Genomic DNA, 16,990 nt, shown 5'->3' on the forward strand with positions numbered 1-16,990 from the left:
GTCGACGGTCGCGGCGTTGGCGAGGGAGAATTCTATTCTCTCGCCAACTTCTTTACGCTGTCCAAGGTGGGAGAAAGCCAGTCTTCGAGCAGCGGATCCTGGCCGATGGCTTCTTTCTTAAACATCAAATCCTTGTTGGACATCGCTATTTCCGAAACCTCGTTGATCTTTCTTGCGGTCTCGATCGCCTTCCAATAGTGTTTCAGAGCCTCTGCGGTGTTTCCCTGTTTTTCGTAAACGGCGCCGATGTTGTTGTAAGCGGCGACTAACGTCTGATAGACTTCTTGGTGATACGGATCATCGGGTTTCGGCAGGCCCATGTTCAGAAGTTTTTCTTCCATGTCGTCTTGGACCTTCAGATAATTTCCGAGACTTGCCTTATACTGACCCGTATAAAAAAACGAGTTCGCTTTTCCCATAAGAAGAGTCGGATGATTGTATTCGTCCTCGTCTTCGAAACCGGACCATTCGTTGAGCGATGCGGCAAAGTCTCCGCTCATATAATCCACCCAACCTTTGAAGTAACGAAGTTCCCTTTGAATTCCGGAAGGAAGAGGGGTTCTCCATCTGCGGATCAGAGTAAATTCGTTTTCGTCGGATTGAACCGATTCCGCTTTTGAAAAACCGTCCAAAGAATTTTTGAGTTCCATGGATCTTGTTTTTGCAACTGCGTCCATCGCGGTTCTCGCGCGGAACGGATAAATCTTACGTCCCGGAAATTCGGTGATCTTATCCTTTTCATGAATTCCGGCCGCGGATAAATATTGAATTCTCGCCTTATCGAAATAAATACGACCGACGTTTCCCTGGATCAGAGTTTCGTCTTCTTCTCTGGCTCCGTAACTTTGTTTGTAGTTCTCGAAACGTTTGAGGGATTCGTTTAACAATTTGTCCGCTTCTCCGAAGTTCGCGAGACGAATCGCGTTTTCCGCGAGTTCCGTGGAAGCGAGATAATGAGCCGGATCCAAGGTCGCGGCCTTTTCGAAAAATCTTCTGGCCTGAATCGATTCTTTGATCGAAGCGAAGTATCTTCCTCTTTGATAATAACCTTCCGCATAATCCGCGCCGTCGATTTCGACTCCGGTAACCGGATCTTCTTCGGTTTTATGATAGATCAGATCCAAAATTTCGAGCGCGTTGTCGTTCACTTCCATTCCGGAAACCTGATCGACCGGGTTGATATTATAACGAATTCTCAATTCTTTTTTATTCAGATCCGTGTAGAACGAAGCGAGTTTTGTAAGAACGTGCAGTGAAAGTTTCTTTTCTATATCCAGACCGTTTTTGATCTGTCTGTGATGGTTGATGACGAACTGAGGATTTCCGTCCTCTTTCCACATTTCGATATAAGTGGAAAGAAGTCCACCTTGACCGACCGGGCTGGAAGGATCGATCTCTACGATCTTGTTGTAAAAGGACGCGGCTTTTCCGAATTCTCTTCGATTGTAATAAACCTTCGCGATTCCCGCGGTGGATTCCTCGTCGTAAGGTTCGTTTCCGTCCGTATAAACCTGTTTGTAAAAGTTGATCGCGAGTTGATCGTTTTTATACTTTCCGCCGCCTAACGAGGATTCGGTGAACGAAGGCATGATGGAAGAATGAAATCTTCCCAGGTTTCTGTATGTCGGATTGTCGTGGATTTGTTTTTCCAAACGCATCACGATATAGGCGCCCGCTTTCATGATTCTTCTTTGAATCCCGTCTTGGGCGAGAAGAATCATTCTGTTTTCGTTTCCGACCTTACCGGCTAACGGAAGTTTGGCGTTGTCCCAGACCTGACCTTTCGCAAGAGTGATGATGGGGACTTTTTCTCGTTTGTCCCAAGCGTTGGAAGAGGGTTCTTCTCCACCGGCTCCGAAATCGGGGCTTACTTTGCCGAAAAGTTTTTCAAAGGCGCGATCGTATTCTTCGATGCGGGTGTATTCCACACCGTAGAGATTCAAATACTTCAGATGATTCGGAAGAATGTTTTCTCCCTTTGCAAAAGATTCTTCCGCTTCGAAGAATTTTTTCTTCCGAGCCTCGCTGTTTTTCGGATAAGCTCCGGCTTCTCGGATCAGGGTCAAACCTTGATCGTAATACTGAGCCGCTTGATTCGGAATAATGAAGTTTCTGTAAAATAAGGTTCCGCCGACCACAAGAAAGATCGTCGCGGCGATTCCGATGATCGTTCTTCGGATCGCTTTCTTTTGTCTTTGTAATCCTTCTTTTGTATAAAGAGGATCGGTGGAAATGATCGGAACCCCGTCTTTGGAGAATCCGCTCGTTCTTTGTGAAATCGAAATCGTTTCACCAAGAGCGCCCGAAAGAAAGTCCGCGATTTCTTCCGGAGAACTTTCGATCTTGATCAGTTCTAAAAGACCTTTTTGATCTCTCGGCGTTAGGCGATCTTGAACGATCGCGTCGATAACCGCGCGACGCAGAGGAGGCGGGTATCTGAGAATTTCTTTTTGAATGATTGCGAGTTCTTCGTCTTTGAGTCCCTTGTCGATTTCTTGTTTTTCTTCGCTCGCAAGACCTTGTAAGTCCGCTTCGAGACCGAAGGAACTTCCGGAATCGAAATCTCCGCCGCTATCGGAATCTAAATCCGGGCTAAAAGAATCAAAGGAAGAATCTCCTCCGGCCGGGATGTCGGATAACGTGTCTTCTTCCGTGGAAGGAACAAAGTCCGCGAAAGGATCTTCCGAAACGGTCGCCGAAGAAGCAAGATCCGAAAACGGATCTTGTCCCGCAGGAGAACCTAAATCGCCGAAATCCGAAAACGGATCGGTTTGTGCGGAAGAAGGACCGGAGTCCATAGGTTGGCTGAAAAAATCGTCGTCTCCACCGCCGGATGGACTCGGTTCGGAGGACATGAAGTCGTCAAAAGAATCTCCACCGCCCGCAGGTTCCGCGGACATACCAAAGTCGTCCCCGCCGCTGGAAGTTTCCATTCCTCCCATCCCCGCAAACGGATCGGAATCATCGGACGAGGCTTCGGGAGTGGAAGTAAAAGAATCCATATCCGCAAACGGATCTGAATCGCCGGAAGGTGCGGAAGGAGTTGTCGCGAAATCGTCCATTGATTCGCTTCCGAAATCGCTCCCGCCAAACGGGTCCGCGTCGGAAGTTGTATCACCCATTCCCGCAAACGGATCTGCTTCGGCGGAAGGAGTTCCACCGGTCATCTCGTCTAAACCCGCGAACGGATCGGACGCATCCGCGCCTGGGGAAGGACCTTCGTCAAAGGAGAAATCGTCGGAAGAAGAGGTCGGCGCCGGAGTTTCTTCGGGAAGTCCAAAATCTCCGAACGGGTCGGAATCATCCGACGCAGTTGGAGCCGGTTCCGCATCCATTCCGAAATCGCCAAACGGATCGGCTTCGGCGCTTGGTGCGGGAGATTCTTCATCGAATGAAAAATCATCGGAAGGCGGAGCTTCCGCGGTTTGTCCCGGTTCTGATAAGAGTTCGTCTAGGTCGATATCGTCGTCTTCAAAGACCTTTGTAGGAGGTTTTTGAGGCCTTGTCGGTTCCGGAGTTTCGTCATCGAAATCTCCATCGTCATCACCCGCTTCTGCGGTCGGCTCGTCGGATGGGGTTTCTTCCTCGTCGTCGAGAGAAGGCATTTGCGATCCGTAACCCATCTTCTGACGGAAAACGGAAAGCATCGGATTCAATTCTTCCGAAATATCCGGGTTCTTGGATAGAGGCTGGAGAATAGAACGAACCTGTTCTAATTCCGTTTCGCTAAGTGGGGTAGAATTCGCCTCTGCCATGATATCCTGCTAAATTATATCGGAATCCTTTGAGATTCTCCAAGGAAAAAACTCTTCCGAAAACCGACGAAACCGCTATGGAACCGAAAAAAAATCTTATGTCCTATATCGGGGGCCACTTGATTTCTTTGGAAGCGAATTTCCGTATTTGCCTTATGCTTTTTCGAAAACTGATCGAACTTTTATTCAGAATGAAATCGATCCCTACGACCAAAGTTTTATTAGCACTTCTTTTAACGATCACCGTCGCCATCGGAGCCGACGACGCAGGCAATTGGATCGGGTCCTTTTCATCCGAAGATTACGAGGATTTTTTAGAGCCGGTGGAGAAGGAAAAGATCTACTACTACTGGCAGATGGAAAAACTAAAACGTGCGGTCGCTCCGAGATATATCCGTTATATAGATTCTTCCTTGTCCTTGGAAACCGGAAGACTTTTGAACCGAGGAATTCTTTTCAGCTTTGAAGGAATCGAAAACGAAGAAGTTTCCGTTTGCGGAAACTTTTCTCTTTGGAGATGTATTCCGTTGAAGAAAAACGATCACGGAGTTTTTTACGCGGTCTACAATCCGGAAAGCAGAGACACGATCCGCGAAGAATTGAAAATCCTCGAATATAAGTTTCGAGTCGACGGACTTTTTACGCACGATCCGTCTAACCCCGATTCGGTGGAAGACGGGGACGGTTCCTTGGTTTCGAGATTGATCGCGATTCCTTCCGGTTCCGATAAACTCGTAACAACTCGCATCTTGGAAGATTCTCCTTACGAAGAATTGGAATATAGAACCGTGGAATTTAGAATCTACGCACCCGATGCGGAGATGATCACTCTTGTCGGAGATTTCAATCACTGGGACCCGGAAGAGGACGTTTTGAAAAAGGAGAAGGAAGGATTCACTCTCATCAAAAAGATGAAACCCGGAACCTATCTCTATAATTTCGTTCGAGACGGAAAGATCATCTTGGATACGTTCAATCAGAACACAAGACTTCGGGAAGATACGGGGGAGATTTCTTCTTATCTTACGGTTCCCGAACGTTCTTACGCATTAGAAACGAAATAAGAACCTTTTTTTCATTGACCTGGTCTTTTCCCGGGCTTTTGTCTACTCATGGAAAAAATTCGGTTGGGAGTCTACGCGTTCGGGATCATCGTCGTCGGGATTCTCGTCTTTACACTTTCCAAAAGTTGGTTCATTTTAGATCGAGGTGTGGAACTCGTGGAACCCGGTTCTTCTAAGGAAGAACCTTTGACCCCCGCCGATCGAAGCGGGGATCTGCTCAATCATTCCGTTGTTTTGTGGGAACGTTATCTCTTTTATCCGTTTGAACTTTCCAGAGAAACCGTCGCGGGTCACCGTAAAACTTTGAACCACGCGAGAAATCTTACCGTCATCGATTTGGAATCCGGAAGTCCTCGCAAACTATTCAATCGAAACGTCTATATCTGGGATTATTTCACCGGTACCGATCGGGAAAAGGAAGTTTCCGCTACGGAAGGAACGGAAGAATCCGAATTGGATTCCGTTTTATCTTCGGGGATTTCCACCGGGAAAAATCTAATCCTGATCGGAATGACCGAGGATACGAACAAGGACGGATTCTTAAACCAAAGGGACCGCAAACAGGTTTTTGTTTACAATCCTACGGGCGCGTCTCTTGTCGGAGTCCTTCCGAGAAAGTATTCTTTGGAAAAAATTCTTCCTTCTTCCGGTAAAGAAAGGCTTGTGATGATCGTTTCTTTGGAAGAAGAAAAGGAAGAACCGAAAAAGAAAAAGCCGGTCGCGACCGCTCCGAAACTTCCGGAAATCACATTCTATATTTATGATATTCGAAACGGAAGAGGGATGCTCGTCGAACGTCCTTGACGATGGATCTCAGGATTTGTTGTTCGGCGCTTAGAACTTCGAATTATTTTCTCAGTTTCGTTGCAGTTTTGTTGGCAATTTCAATATCCCGAACGAACCTACAAAAAAGGGAACCGTAAAGGTTCCCTTTTTTTATAAACTTAGAATATTCTAAAATTCTTATTCTTCTCTGGACTCAAGCCAACGTTCCGCATCGAGCGCGGCCATACAACCGGAGCCCGCGGCCGAAACCGCTTGACGATAGATCTTATCCTGAACGTCTCCCGCCGCAAAAACACCATCGATGCTCGTGCGCGTGGAACCCGGAACGGTTTTGATATAACCGCTTTCATCCAGATCCAAAATTCCTTCAAAGATATCCGTATTCGGTTTGTGCCCGATCGCGTAAAAAAGTCCGCCCACGGCGAGTTCTTTCTTTTGTCCGTTCACGGTATCTTGTAAGGTCAACGCGGTGAGATTTTTTCCGTCACCTTTCGCTTCCTCTACTTGAGAATTCCAGATGATTTCGATCTTAGGATGTGTGGTCGCGCGTTTTTGCATGATCTTGGATGCGCGTAACGAATCTCTTCTGTGAACGAGATAAACCTTGGACGCGAACTTAGTCAGGTGAGAGGCTTCCTCCACCGCGGAATCTCCTCCGCCAACGACTACGAGTTCTTTGTTTCTATAAATCGGTAAGGCTCCGTCGCAAACCGCACAAGCCGAAATTCCTCTCTGCCAATACGTATCTTCGCCGTTTACGTGCATTCTTTTTGCGGTAGCTCCGGTTGCGATGATCACCGCTTCCGCTTCGATGAGTTCGTCGTCGGACCAAAGTTTAAACGGTCTGGAGGTAAAGTCCACTTTGGTGATCGTTTGTGTGTGGATGGTCGTTCCGTATTTCACGGACTGTTCACGGAAGAGTTGGGTCAACTTGGTTCCGTCGATTCCTTCCGGAAAACCGGGAAAGTTTTCGACTTCCGTAGTTGTAGTGAGCTGGCCGCCTGCGGCGATACCGCCCGCCATAAAACCTTCGTACATCACCGGGTTTAAGTTTGCTCTTGCGGCGTAGATCGCGGCGGTATGTCCTGCGGGGCCGGATCCTATGATGACAATTTTGTGGGCCATTGTTTCCTCGAATTAGAATGATTCTAAACTTGATCTATTTTTAGACTCTCAGGTTGTAAAGTAGATCCTTTTTTTTGCGAATGAATTTTGAAAGTTTTTCTTGAAACGCCCGGATTTAAACGCTCCAACGCCTTCGGTTTGTAGGGAGAATTCGCTTGCCAGACAGGGCTTGTATTCCAACCTTTCCTGTATCCATGAAAGGATTCTTCTCTCGGGCAGGGCTCACCCTCGCATTTTTCATTCTCGTTTTTATCGGAACGGAAATTCTTCTCAACGTCCTGAAAGCTCCTTCTCTTCAATTTTATAGGGATCAGAAGATTCTCCATAGATACAACCCGATCTACTACGTGGACTTGGCGCCCAACGAAGACATTTATATCCGTCATTTTGCGGGAAAATGGGAAGGAAGATTTAGAACGAATTCTCTCGGGATGAGAGGACTCGAAGAAGCCGATCCCGAAAAACCGAAAATCGCGTGTTTAGGAGACAGCCTTGTGATGGGTTTCGGAGTTTCGGACGAAGACACGTTCTGTCATCAGTTGAACGGAATCGAACTCAAGGGTGGAAAACGACAAGCGATGAATCTCGCGGTGGACGCCTACGGCTCGTTAGGCGCCGTTCGAAGACTGAAGGACATGGCTCCCAAGCTCAAAAATCTGAAAGAGGTTCTCTTTTTCGTTTCGGGGAACGACTTTACGATTCCCGACGAACTCAGAGCGAAGGGAATGCTTTCGGACGACGAGGTCGACGAGATTCGCAGTCAAGATCCGAACTTCAATCGTAACTTTAGAATTCAATTCGAACTTTCCAGAGCGTCTTATACGCTTCAGGCTTTGAAACTCGCATTCGAACAACTCAAGGTTCAATACGCGTTCACCGCATTCAAATTGAAATCGGAATGGAATTCCACCGGACTTTCCGCGAGTTCAAGCGCGGATCAAACCCCCGCAAAGTATATGAAGGATTCCTTTTTTAGAAAACCGGAATTGAAATGTGATCCTGCCGCCGCGACCTCCGATTCGGGTTCCGCAACTCCATTCGAAAAGAAGAATGTAGTTTTAACTCCGAATCCCGATTTTATGTCCCAGTCGGAATATAAAAAGAATTTTTGTCCCGAAGCGATTCCTGATTATTTTTCCTGCGTGGACAAGGAGCCGAGCCTTTCTTCTCTCGAACCTCTTCCACAGATTACACAAACTGCATACAATGAAATGGTGGAATACTCCAAGGCAAACGGAATCCGTTTGGTTGTCGTTTTGATGCCGATCCAAGTCGAAGAAATCTTTTGTAGAAACCGAGGGCTTTATCATCCTCTGGAGAATTACGCGCTCCGCGCCGGCGCTTACTTTGAAAAGAAGGGTGTTCCCGTTCTAAGACTTAGAAAAGAAACCTCCGAAATGTGCGGTGAAGTTTTGGAAACCCCGAAGGGTAAAAAGTTTTCGGGGATTCGGGATTATTTCATTCCCGAAGACGGACATTTGACCGTACCGGGAAACCGTTGGGCAAAACGTTCCGTGGAAAAACAGCTCAAGGAATTGGAAACGAAGAATGCTCTTTAATTCGGTTCAATATCTCATATTCGCCCCCGTAGTCATCCTGATTTATTTTTGGATTCCCGCTCGATTTCAAAGACTCTGGCTTCTCGTCGCGAGTTTATACTTTTACGCAATCTTTAAGATTCCTTTCATTCTTCTTTTGATCTATTCGATCGTCTTGACATATTACGCGGTCAAGGGAATGGAAGCGGCACATTCGAAATTTATAAAATTATTCTTTTTGAATGTAGCTGTCTGGGGAAATTTACTTCTTCTTTATGTGTTCAAATACATGGACTTTTCGATCCATGCTTGGAATGTTTTTACCGATTCGCAACCCTGTGATCCGGCTTACGTTTCGTTGACGGGCGCATTGCTTCCGATGGGAATTTCGTTTTTTACCTTGCAGGCGATTTCCTACGCGGTCGACGTTTATCGGGGAACCGTTCCTCAAGCGAAGAGCCTATTTCAGTTCGGATTGTTCTTGTCCTTTTTTCCACAGCTGGTCGCGGGTCCGATCATCCGCGCGCAGGACATGCTCCATCAGTTTCTGGAGAATTATACTTATAAAAAAGAGAATCTTCTTCCCGGAATCAGACAACTCGCTTGGGGACTTTTTAAAAAGACATTCGTAGCCGATCCGATTTCATTGACGGTCGATCCGGTATTTGCCAATCCCGGAGCTTATGATTCTCTTTCCTTGCTCGTTACTTCGTTTTTATTTTCCTTTCAGATCTATTGCGACTTTTCGGGTTATTCGGACGTAGCGATCGGAACGGGAAGGATTATGGGTTATTCCATTCCTGAGAACTTTACAAGGCCGTTTTTATCTCAGACCGTTACCGAGTTCTGGAGAAGATGGCATATCTCTTTCTCTTCTTGGCTTCGGGATTACATCTACATCTCGTTAGGCGGGAATCGGGTCAGCATTTTTCGCGCTTACTTTAACGTGTTTATCACGACCTTTGTGAGTGGTCTTTGGCACGGAGCCGATTGGAACTTCATCATCTGGGGAGCTTGTCACGCGTCCGTGATGGTATTTGAAAGATTCATCTTTTCATTCTCCATCTTAAAGCGGGGATGGGATAAAATTCCGGAATGGATCAAATACGTTTATCCTTTTTTTGTATTTTCGTTTTCCATGTTTTTCTTTCGGGCAAAACCTTCGCCGGAATACGGTTACGATACGAGTTTGGAACTCGCGTTTGCGATTGTTAAGCGAAGTTTCTCTTTTGAAAGTGGTCAGACCTTGCAGGTTCCGTTTGCGGTTTTATTCGCCGTGATCGTTTTGTTCGGCGCCGATTTTCTTCAGGAAAAAAAACAAACTTTGATGGAGAATCTCCAGAACAAACCTTGGGTCGTTTATCCCTTGGCCGCGATGATGGTGTTGGTCGGATTTATTCTTTACAGCGTGACGGTCAGTCAGCCGTTTCTTTACTTTCAGTTCTAATTTAGAATTTTAGAAAATTCTAAATTAGGGAAGATGGATTATAATTTATTGTGTTCCGACAGGATTTGAGAATTTGGGTTGAAGTTTTGGGATTTTTCCGGTAAAGAGGATTTTGCCGTAATTTTTTCCCGCCTCCACTCCCCACCACCCTAAACGCGGGTGGGGCTCGCTTAGTTTCACTGAAAAATTGTCGGAATTCCGACAACATTCAACACCAACTATCTCGGAACTCTTTCCAAAATTCGATTCGCGATGATCTTGGCCGAGATCGCGTTCGGATGTCCGTCGTTTTGAAGATAAAGATCGGTTTTGTTGCGATTGTATTCTTCCAGAAAATCGGATCTCGTATCCAAAACGGGAATTCCATTTTGTTTTGCGATCACAGCCACCTTATCCAAAAGAGGCGTAGAAGGAAGAGGGGTCAAAGAATGGGTCCCGTTCGGATATAAAACGACCGTCAAAGGAATATTCAATTTTTTGCAAGTTTCGAAGAAGACCTTCATTTCCTTAAAAGAAGGATGATCGTTTGGATGATCGTCTAACGTTTCCGGGATCACTTCGGGACCGTTTTCTCTGAGTTTTTCGAGCCTTCTGTTTTCACTTCTGATTTTGGAATAGTTATAGATCGCGCTATATCTGGATAAGAACACGGAACCTCGAAACAACCATCTACCGCTTAATGAATTTCTTAAGTAGTATTCCCGATGAACGTCTTGTAAATCGGAAGGATGATAGATCCAAAAAACGGCCTTTGGTAAAATACAATCTTTTTGCAAAGAATCTTTACAAATCAAAGCTCTCTCCATTCTTCTTTGGATTCCTCCGGTACCGAGTGAATCCACTCCCAAATTTCGAACCTGAAATCCGTTAGATTTCAGAGCTTCCTGGAGTTTCCACGCGATCGTGTCTCCGTCGTTCTGTCCAAAGCCGTATGCGATCGAATCCCCCATCAACCAAACCTCCGGTTTGGAACCCGGAATCACTTTTTCTTCGGAGACGATTCGTTCCGCGCGTTCGTCCACTCTTACTCGAAACGTGAATCCCGCCGGGTGGGGAAGAATGGTATCGGAATCGGGACAAAGCATGATCTCGGGGATTTCCCTTTCTTCGATGCAGTGAACCTGTTTGTCTTTCAGTCTATAGATCAAACCTACGGGAGGAAAAATTCTCAAGCCGATTTCACCTAACAGAAGCAAGGTGATCATTACAATGACGATTTTAAGATAAGGAATCGATTTCATGAAGCGGGCGAAGTATAAACCGAAAGTTCACATTTCAAAAACATACGCCTTGCCGGAGGTAGAAGGGCCGGAATCGGACTCGCTTTGATTCGATTGAACTCGGGAGTGTTTTTCTTTTTATCCAAAAGACAATCCTTTAGAAAAAGCGCATAACTTTCCATTTCCTTCTCTTTCGATTTGGAGAATTTTTCCAGGATTCGTTTTGTTTTATCCCTGTCTTTTTCTTGTAAATGAATTTCAAGCAGATAGAGTAAAAGGAACGGATCCCCGGGGGCCGCGAGTTCCGCGCGTTCGAGATAAAACGCGGCGGAGTTGAGCGCGAGGCTACTGTCCGCGAGAATCATTCCCAAAGTGCGATTCGCTTCCAAATGTGTCGGATTCTTTTTGAGAACCATTTCGTAGAGACGCATCGCCTCCGCGGTATTTCCTCTGGAAAGAGAATCTCTCGCCTCCCAGATCATTTCCTCGTTGGAGGAGCAAGAAAAGATAAAAAGAAGAAGCAAAAAAGAGGCGGAAACGTATCGGATATTTAGTCTCATAAATACAGAAGTTTTTACACTCATCGTTAGAAAAAAAGAAAGCTTAGACCTTTTTTGTCCGGGGTTTCGATTAGAATTTTCCGGTAAACCCTTTAGGCAACATAAAAAAGTTTAAATCTCCTGAGGGGAAACGTCCGAAGGATTTAGTACTTGTTAAACATTTCAGACGGGACTAAAAACAGTGACATCTTCACATAACAACCTACTTCAAAATTTCCAGGAATATCTCTCCGTAGAAAAGGGATTAAGCGACAATTCGATTTACTCCTACGGATACGATTTGAACAAGTTTAAGAACTTCCTGGAAAAGGAACACATAGATTTTCTTGAAGTTCAGGCCAACGATATCATGCGTTTTTTGAACGAGGAAAAGGATCGAAAGATCAGTTCCAAGACGATCGCCAGAGAAGTCGTCGCCATCCGCCAGTTTTACAAGTTTTTAAAGGACGAGAAAAAACTCGATACCAACCCGACCGAAAAAATCGAAACCCCCGAGGTGATGCGGAGTATTCCGGATTATCTGACTCAGGAGGAAATCGAAGAATTGTTCGCAAGCATCAAAGAGGACAATCTCTACGAACTCAGAGACAAGTGCATTTTCGAATTGTTATATTCTTCCGGTCTTCGTATCTCGGAAGCCTGCAATCTAAGATTGAGCGACATGGATCTTGAAGGAATGACTCTTACCGTGGAAGGAAAGGGCGGACGTCAAAGACTGGTTCCTTTCGGCGAAAAATCCTTGGACATTCTCAATCGTTATCTCAAACAAAGTCGCCCGTTCATTCTCAAGGCGAGAAATTGCGAATACCTTTTCGTTTCCAAAAAAGGTTCTTACATCAACCGCAAATCCGTTTGGAGACTTCTCAATCATTACATCAAAAGAACGAATATCGCGAAAAAAGTGACTCCGCACACTTTGAGACATTCCTTTGCGACGCACTTGTTGGAAAACCACGCGGACCTCAAATCGGTTCAGGAACTTTTGGGTCACATCGATATTTCTACGACTCAGATTTATACGCACATGGCCAATAAAACTCTGAAGGAAGTTCATAAGAAATTTCATCCAAGAGGATGATCTTTTCGTTCGTAAAAGGAGAATTCTCCCGAAATTTATTTTCAAAGAATCCGAACGAACTTACGTTTGAACATTCGAATGGAAAGAAATTTCAGGAGAATTTTTTCTTTTTGTGATCGCAGTACTGCAAACGAATTCAAAAAATTGAATCAAACTCGAAATGGATTCCGGTAAAAAGAAAAACTTCGAAAATCTGTTTCGACTGCAGATTCCTTCCCATCCCCGTTATCTTTCCATCATACGAAGTCTTGTTTATAATTTAGCCTTTGAAAACGGATTCACTACGAGCGATTCCGCGGATCTCAAACTCGCGGTCGGCGAATGCCTGCTAAACGTCATCAAACATTCCTACGGCGGTAAAAAAAATTTACCGATTTTCGTGGAAATCAACCTTTTCGACAATCGAATGGAAATTAGGATTCGCGATTTCGGAAGTCAGAAAAATCTTTCCGAAATCAGAGGATATGAACCCAATGATTATCGGGAGGAAGGAATCGGTCTTTATCTCGTGAAAAAACTCACGGATCATTTTTATCTCGATCAATCCCTGCCGGAAGGGAATAGGCTGATTCTCACGAAATTGAAATGAACCAATCTCGTCGTTTTTTAGGATTTTTAATTTTTAGTTCGATCTTGTTTTCCATTCTCACTTGCAGAAAAGGCCCTTCCGTATCCAGGGAAGAGGTCCAAAAACTGAGTAAAGATTATTTCACGCGTCTCTGTACGAAGACCGCGGAGTGTGCAAGCCGTTATCTCGAAACCTTACCCGCATCCGAAAAACCTTCCGAAAACGCGGCGTATTCCGTGGATCAGTGTATGGAAGAACAAAAGGATCAAAACATTCTTCCAGACGAATACGAAAAGGTGACGGACGCTCAGATCGCCAAGGTCAAGGTTTGTATGGAAGATCTTCTGAAAGTTCCCTGCGAGGAAATGGAAGGCGGCGGTATTCCTTCCTGTCAGGAATTGTTCCAGTCTTCCAAAGACGAGTGAGAATATTTTAATGTACGAATGTACCCTCTGAGGCCTTTATGTACGAAACAAACGTAGAACTGCTCGGGCAACTGATCCAGGAAAAAAGAAAACCGTATGCGATTCTTTCATTGATACAGGATACGATCGATTCCATGCGGACGGACGTGGAAGACGTTTCCGTTTCCGAAAAGTTTTACGAGGCGTGTTTGAAAATTTCGGAAGCGATCGTTCAGCTTGATTCCGAAATTTCGAAATAATTCCTTCGCTAAAACTATCCGTTAAGCCGCTCTTGTTTTTTTACGCTCTTTCAAGATCCAAAACGGAAGTGCGATCAAAATCAACGTTATGAAGAAAAATACGTCGTACATGGACGCTCTCAGCGCCGGTTCCGTGCGAGTGATCCTTGTTATCAGAAACATCAAAAAGAAAGCCCAGAGATAGAGAAAATAGGCTCGGCCGACGAAACGTTCCCGTTTCGTTTTGTCGGATATAAGAAAGGATTCGAAGAACGGGGCGATGAAGATGATCGCATAGGTAATCATTCCCATAATGAGGCGGGAAAAAACGGGAGTTTTTCCCGAAACATGTAGATAACAAAAAACGAATATTAGATGGATTCCGTGAACGATTGCAAACGCGAAAAACGGACGTTTAGAAAGAATTTTTCCGATTCCTTTCTCGTTGGAAAAAACCATCCAAGTCAAAAAAGTCAGTAGGGAATACCGTCCGGACGTACGGGTGAGGATCTGAAGACCTTCTTCCGTAAATCCGAACCACGAAAAGGAAACGATCGCGATTCCCGTTTCGATCAGTAAGATATAAACCAACGCTTTTGACAGATTCATTTCGCTTAACAAAATCCTATTTTCATTTTTTGAAAGACGTTTTTTCGAAGATCTCAAACGTTTCGTAAAAAATTTTGGACTTCATTCTCAGATCCAGTGTCTGTCCTCCGGTCCGATGTAGATCGCGTCCGGTCTTAGGATTCTTTCCTTTTTTTGTTCCAAACAATGAGCCATCCATCCCGCCGTACGGCCGATCGCAAACACGGGAGTGAAAAGTTCCGTCGGCATTTGAAGTCCGTGAAGAAGCAAAGCCGTATAAAATTCTACGTTCGTATGCAGAACACGATCCGGTTTGAATTCTTTTAATAAACGAAGCGCCGTTTTTTCGACGACCATTGCGAGTTCGTAAAATTCTTTCAGATCGGGAAGTTCGTATAGATTTTTTGAGGCTAAGGCCAACACATCGGCTCTTGGATCGCGAACCTTGTAGATTCTATGTCCGAATCCCATCAGTCTTTCACCGCGTTCGAGTTTGTTTCTTAGATATTCTTCCGCGTTTTCTTTTTTTCCGATTTCAAAAACCATATCCAATGCAGGTCCGGGTGCGCCTCCGTGTAAAGGGCCTTTGAGCGCGCCCACGGCTCCCGTTGCGGCGGAGATCAAATCGGATTGTGTGGATACGATCACTCTCGCGGTGAACGTCGATGCGTTGAGTCCGTGATCGGCTACGGTGTTCCAGTAAGCGTTTAACGCTTTTTCTTTTTTTGGATCCGGATCGATTCCGAGCATGAATAAAAAGTTCGCCGCTTGATTGAGATCGGTTCGGGGAAGAATCGGACGTAAACCTTGTTTGAGTCTATGAACCCAGGCAACGATCAATGGAAAACTTGCAACGACCGCATAACTTTCTTCTTCGGGAGAATGAAATTTATCTCCGAGAGAAATAGCGGATGCCCCGATCCGAAGACATTCTATGATGGAAGCTCCTTCTCGAACCGCCGCTTCCAGGATTTCGATTTGTGTTTTTGAAAAACGACGAGCCTTGATTAGATTTTGTTCCATCTCCGCTTTTTCATCCGAGTTCGGAAGTTTATCCTGTAAAAGTAGAAAGAACGTTTCCTCGAAGCTGATTCGGTTTGCGAATTCTTCGATCGGATAACCGGCGACGGTAAGTTTTCCGTTTCGACCGTCCACTTTTGAGATTCTCGTTTTGACCGCCGGAATTCCTTCCAGACCCGGGCTGTATTTTGTTTCCTCAAATACGTTGATCGTGTTCATATTGATTTCCTTTTTCAAGAATGAGTTTACAGGATTGACAAGAATGAATCAATATTGATTTCATAGTCAATGTATGGAATCCTCTTCAAAAAAACCGTTTTTATCCGCGTTGGAGGCCGCCCGAGAATTGAGCGTGGAGGTCGAAACGATCTATGCCTATGTCAGCCGAGGAATTCTTCATTCGGAACCCGGAGGCGGAAAGGACAGAAGCAAACGATACAGAAGAGAAGAAGTGGAAAGGCTTCTTCTGCAAAGAGACGAAAAATTACATCCGGGTAAAACCGCACGCGCGGCGTTGACCTTCGGACAACCCGTTCTTGAATCTTCGATCACTCTCATCGAAGACGAACGATTGTATTATAGAGGAAAGAATATTCTCGAATTGGCGGAACGTTCCAAGTTCGAATCGGTCTGCGATCTTCTCTGGGAATCCACGTCCGCGTTCGATTCTCCATGGCCGAGTTGGAACGACGCGTGTGTAAAATCCTATCCTCATCTATACGATCGTCCCCTGATCGATCTGAGTCGGATTCTTTTGGGAATCACGGAATACGAGGACGCGGGTTCTCTTTTAAAAACTCAAGAGGCTCTGCAAAAAACCGCAACGAGAATCGTTCGATTGTTGACCCTGTTTTCTTCCAGATCGAAACGCGGAAGAGAATCGATCGCGGAAACGTTATGGTTTGCTTGGAAAGGATATTTCAATACGAAAAGAAACGAAAAAGTTCTCATCGATCCTAAGAAAAATTCCAATCATACTTCCGAGGATAAAAAAGCGATTCGACTCATCGAAGCTTGTTTGATCCTTTCGGCGGACCACGAGTTGAACGTTTCGTCGTTCACGGTACGTTGTGTGGCATCGAGCGACGCGAGTTTGTATCAGGCGGTGATCGCGGGTATGGCGGCTCTTTCGGGAAGTAGACACGGGCTTCTCACCGAAAAGACGATTGAACTTTTGGAGAGCGCTTCTTCGAAAAAGAAAGAAGCTCGTGAAATTCTCACCGATCGTTTGAGAAGAGGGGAACGTATTCCGGGCTTTGGTCATCCGTTTTACAAAAGCGGGGACCCGAGAGGAAAAAAATTGATGGAGCTGTGCGAAAACTTTTTTCCAAAGAATAAGGAGTTTCTTTCCGCAAAAAATCTGGTGGAAGAGGCGATTCTTCTTTTGGAAGACTATCCGACCGTCGATACGGGTCTTGCGGTCGTTTGCAGAACTTTAAAATTGCCGAAAGGAGCGGGGCTTGCGTTATTCGCCATCGGTAGAAGCGCGGGATGGATCGCACATTCCATGGAACAATACGGTTCCGATCAATTGATACGTCCTAGGGCGCGTTATGTGGGGCTTCCGTCCGAACGCGATTCCAAGTCGGATTAAAATA

Annotated in this window: 14 protein-coding genes and 1 pseudogene; 9 read left to right on the top strand and 6 right to left on the bottom strand. The window is 45.4% G+C overall.

Annotated elements, in window-relative coordinates:
- Positions 1–32: 32 nt before the first annotated feature.
- Positions 33–3,755, bottom strand: coding sequence for a tetratricopeptide repeat protein (locus tag CH367_RS14415; RefSeq protein WP_100763202.1), 3,723 nt, complete (start codon positions 3,753–3,755; stop codon positions 33–35).
- Positions 3,756–3,910: 155 nt separating this feature from the next.
- On the opposite strand from CH367_RS14415, the gene CH367_RS14420 reads away from it, so the two are divergent.
- Complete coding sequence (locus CH367_RS14420) at positions 3,911–4,819, top strand: early set domain-containing protein (RefSeq protein WP_100763324.1); 909 nt, start codon at positions 3,911–3,913, stop codon at positions 4,817–4,819.
- A 48-nt stretch (positions 4,820–4,867) separates the two neighbouring features.
- Entirely contained in the window at positions 4,868–5,623 is a 756-nt protein-coding gene (locus tag CH367_RS14425; RefSeq protein ID WP_100763203.1) for a hypothetical protein, read from the top strand.
- A 159-nt stretch (positions 5,624–5,782) separates the two neighbouring features.
- Here CH367_RS14425 and trxB read toward each other — a convergent pair whose 3' ends face one another.
- On the bottom strand, positions 5,783–6,730 hold the full coding sequence (gene trxB / locus CH367_RS14430) for a thioredoxin-disulfide reductase (protein ID WP_100763204.1): 948 nt from the start codon (positions 6,728–6,730) through the stop codon (positions 5,783–5,785).
- Positions 6,731–6,924: 194 nt separating this feature from the next.
- Here trxB and CH367_RS14435 point away from each other — a divergent pair, with 194 nt between their 5' ends.
- Both CH367_RS14435 and CH367_RS14440 read left to right on the top strand, forming a co-directional pair.
- On the top strand, positions 6,925–8,289 hold the full coding sequence (locus CH367_RS14435; protein ID WP_100763205.1) for an LA_2490 family SGNH/GDSL-type esterase: 1,365 nt from the start codon (positions 6,925–6,927) through the stop codon (positions 8,287–8,289).
- Complete coding sequence (locus CH367_RS14440) at positions 8,279–9,715, top strand: MBOAT family O-acyltransferase (RefSeq protein ID WP_100763206.1); 1,437 nt, start codon at positions 8,279–8,281, stop codon at positions 9,713–9,715. The genes CH367_RS14435 and CH367_RS14440 overlap by 11 nt, the downstream gene beginning before the upstream one ends.
- A 218-nt stretch (positions 9,716–9,933) precedes the next feature.
- On the opposite strand, the gene CH367_RS14445 is transcribed toward CH367_RS14440, so the two are convergent.
- Together CH367_RS14445 and CH367_RS14450 are read right to left on the bottom strand one after the other, a co-directional pair.
- Positions 9,934–10,956: an LA_2486 family SGNH/GDSL-type esterase gene (locus tag CH367_RS14445; RefSeq protein WP_100763207.1), complete on the bottom strand. Its 1,023-nt coding sequence runs from the start codon at positions 10,954–10,956 to the stop codon at positions 9,934–9,936.
- 11 nt (positions 10,957–10,967) lie between these two features.
- Positions 10,968–11,519, bottom strand: a pseudogene (locus CH367_RS14450) (tetratricopeptide repeat protein); the annotation flags it as partial.
- Between the two features lie 157 nt (positions 11,520–11,676).
- Between CH367_RS14450 and xerD the strand changes: the two are divergent.
- The 4 genes from xerD to CH367_RS14470 all read left to right on the top strand — a co-directional run bounded on the left by xerD (position 11,677) and on the right by CH367_RS14470 (position 13,805).
- Positions 11,677–12,573, top strand: a complete 897-nt coding sequence (gene xerD / locus CH367_RS14455; RefSeq protein ID WP_100763209.1) for a site-specific tyrosine recombinase XerD — start codon at positions 11,677–11,679, stop codon at positions 12,571–12,573.
- 160 nt (positions 12,574–12,733) lie between these two features.
- Entirely contained in the window at positions 12,734–13,162 is a 429-nt protein-coding gene (locus CH367_RS14460; RefSeq protein WP_020986288.1) for an ATP-binding protein, read from the top strand.
- A complete protein-coding gene (locus CH367_RS14465) occupies positions 13,159–13,566 on the top strand; it encodes an LA_2478/LA_2722/LA_4182 family protein (RefSeq protein ID WP_100763210.1) in 408 nt (135 codons plus the stop codon). Before CH367_RS14460 ends, CH367_RS14465 begins: the two co-directional genes overlap by 4 nt.
- 38 nt (positions 13,567–13,604) lie before the next feature.
- A complete protein-coding gene (locus CH367_RS14470) occupies positions 13,605–13,805 on the top strand; it encodes a hypothetical protein (RefSeq protein ID WP_100763211.1) in 201 nt (66 codons plus the stop codon).
- Positions 13,806–13,826: 21 nt separating this feature from the next.
- On the opposite strand, the gene CH367_RS14475 is transcribed toward CH367_RS14470, so the two are convergent.
- The gene (locus CH367_RS14475; RefSeq protein WP_125226133.1) at positions 13,827–14,393 is read right to left on the bottom strand and encodes a hypothetical protein; all 567 of its coding nucleotides are present in this window, start codon (positions 14,391–14,393) and stop codon (positions 13,827–13,829) included.
- 87 nt (positions 14,394–14,480) lie between these two features.
- Positions 14,481–15,611 (bottom strand): citrate synthase/methylcitrate synthase, encoded by a 1,131-nt coding sequence (locus CH367_RS14480; RefSeq protein WP_100763213.1) that lies wholly within the window; start codon positions 15,609–15,611, stop codon positions 14,481–14,483.
- A 73-nt stretch (positions 15,612–15,684) separates the two neighbouring features.
- Here CH367_RS14480 and CH367_RS14485 point away from each other — a divergent pair, with 73 nt between their 5' ends.
- Positions 15,685–16,986 carry a citrate synthase family protein gene (locus tag CH367_RS14485; RefSeq protein ID WP_100763214.1) on the top strand — a complete coding sequence of 434 codons (1,302 nt, stop codon included), beginning with the start codon at positions 15,685–15,687 and terminating at the stop codon, positions 16,984–16,986.
- Positions 16,987–16,990 lie beyond the last annotated feature (4 nt).

Source organism: Leptospira barantonii, assembly GCF_002811925.1.
Classification (GTDB): Bacteria; Spirochaetota; Leptospiria; order Leptospirales; family Leptospiraceae; genus Leptospira; species Leptospira barantonii.

Excerpts from the sequence above, each read along its gene's own strand:
- CH367_RS14460 (WP_020986288.1), top strand. The coding sequence starts at position 12,734 with ATGGATTCCGGTAAAAAGAAAAACTTCGAAAATCTGTTTCGACTGCAG.
- CH367_RS14425 (WP_100763203.1), top strand. The coding sequence starts at position 4,868 with ATGGAAAAAATTCGGTTGGGAGTCTACGCGTTCGGGATCATCGTCGTC.
- CH367_RS14480 (WP_100763213.1), bottom strand. The coding sequence starts at position 15,611 with ATGAACACGATCAACGTATTTGAGGAAACAAAATACAGCCCGGGTCTG.
- CH367_RS14435 (WP_100763205.1), top strand. The coding sequence starts at position 6,925 with ATGAAAGGATTCTTCTCTCGGGCAGGGCTCACCCTCGCATTTTTCATT.
- trxB (WP_100763204.1), bottom strand. The coding sequence starts at position 6,730 with ATGGCCCACAAAATTGTCATCATAGGATCCGGCCCCGCAGGACATACC.
- CH367_RS14415 (WP_100763202.1), bottom strand. The coding sequence starts at position 3,755 with ATGGCAGAGGCGAATTCTACCCCACTTAGCGAAACGGAATTAGAACAG.
- CH367_RS14485 (WP_100763214.1), top strand. The coding sequence starts at position 15,685 with ATGGAATCCTCTTCAAAAAAACCGTTTTTATCCGCGTTGGAGGCCGCC.
- CH367_RS14465 (WP_100763210.1), top strand. The coding sequence starts at position 13,159 with ATGAACCAATCTCGTCGTTTTTTAGGATTTTTAATTTTTAGTTCGATC.
- CH367_RS14475 (WP_125226133.1), bottom strand. The coding sequence starts at position 14,393 with ATGAATCTGTCAAAAGCGTTGGTTTATATCTTACTGATCGAAACGGGA.
- CH367_RS14445 (WP_100763207.1), bottom strand. The coding sequence starts at position 10,956 with ATGAAATCGATTCCTTATCTTAAAATCGTCATTGTAATGATCACCTTG.
- CH367_RS14440 (WP_100763206.1), top strand. The coding sequence starts at position 8,279 with ATGCTCTTTAATTCGGTTCAATATCTCATATTCGCCCCCGTAGTCATC.
- CH367_RS14470 (WP_100763211.1), top strand. The coding sequence starts at position 13,605 with ATGTACGAAACAAACGTAGAACTGCTCGGGCAACTGATCCAGGAAAAA.
- CH367_RS14420 (WP_100763324.1), top strand. The coding sequence starts at position 3,911 with ATGCTTTTTCGAAAACTGATCGAACTTTTATTCAGAATGAAATCGATC.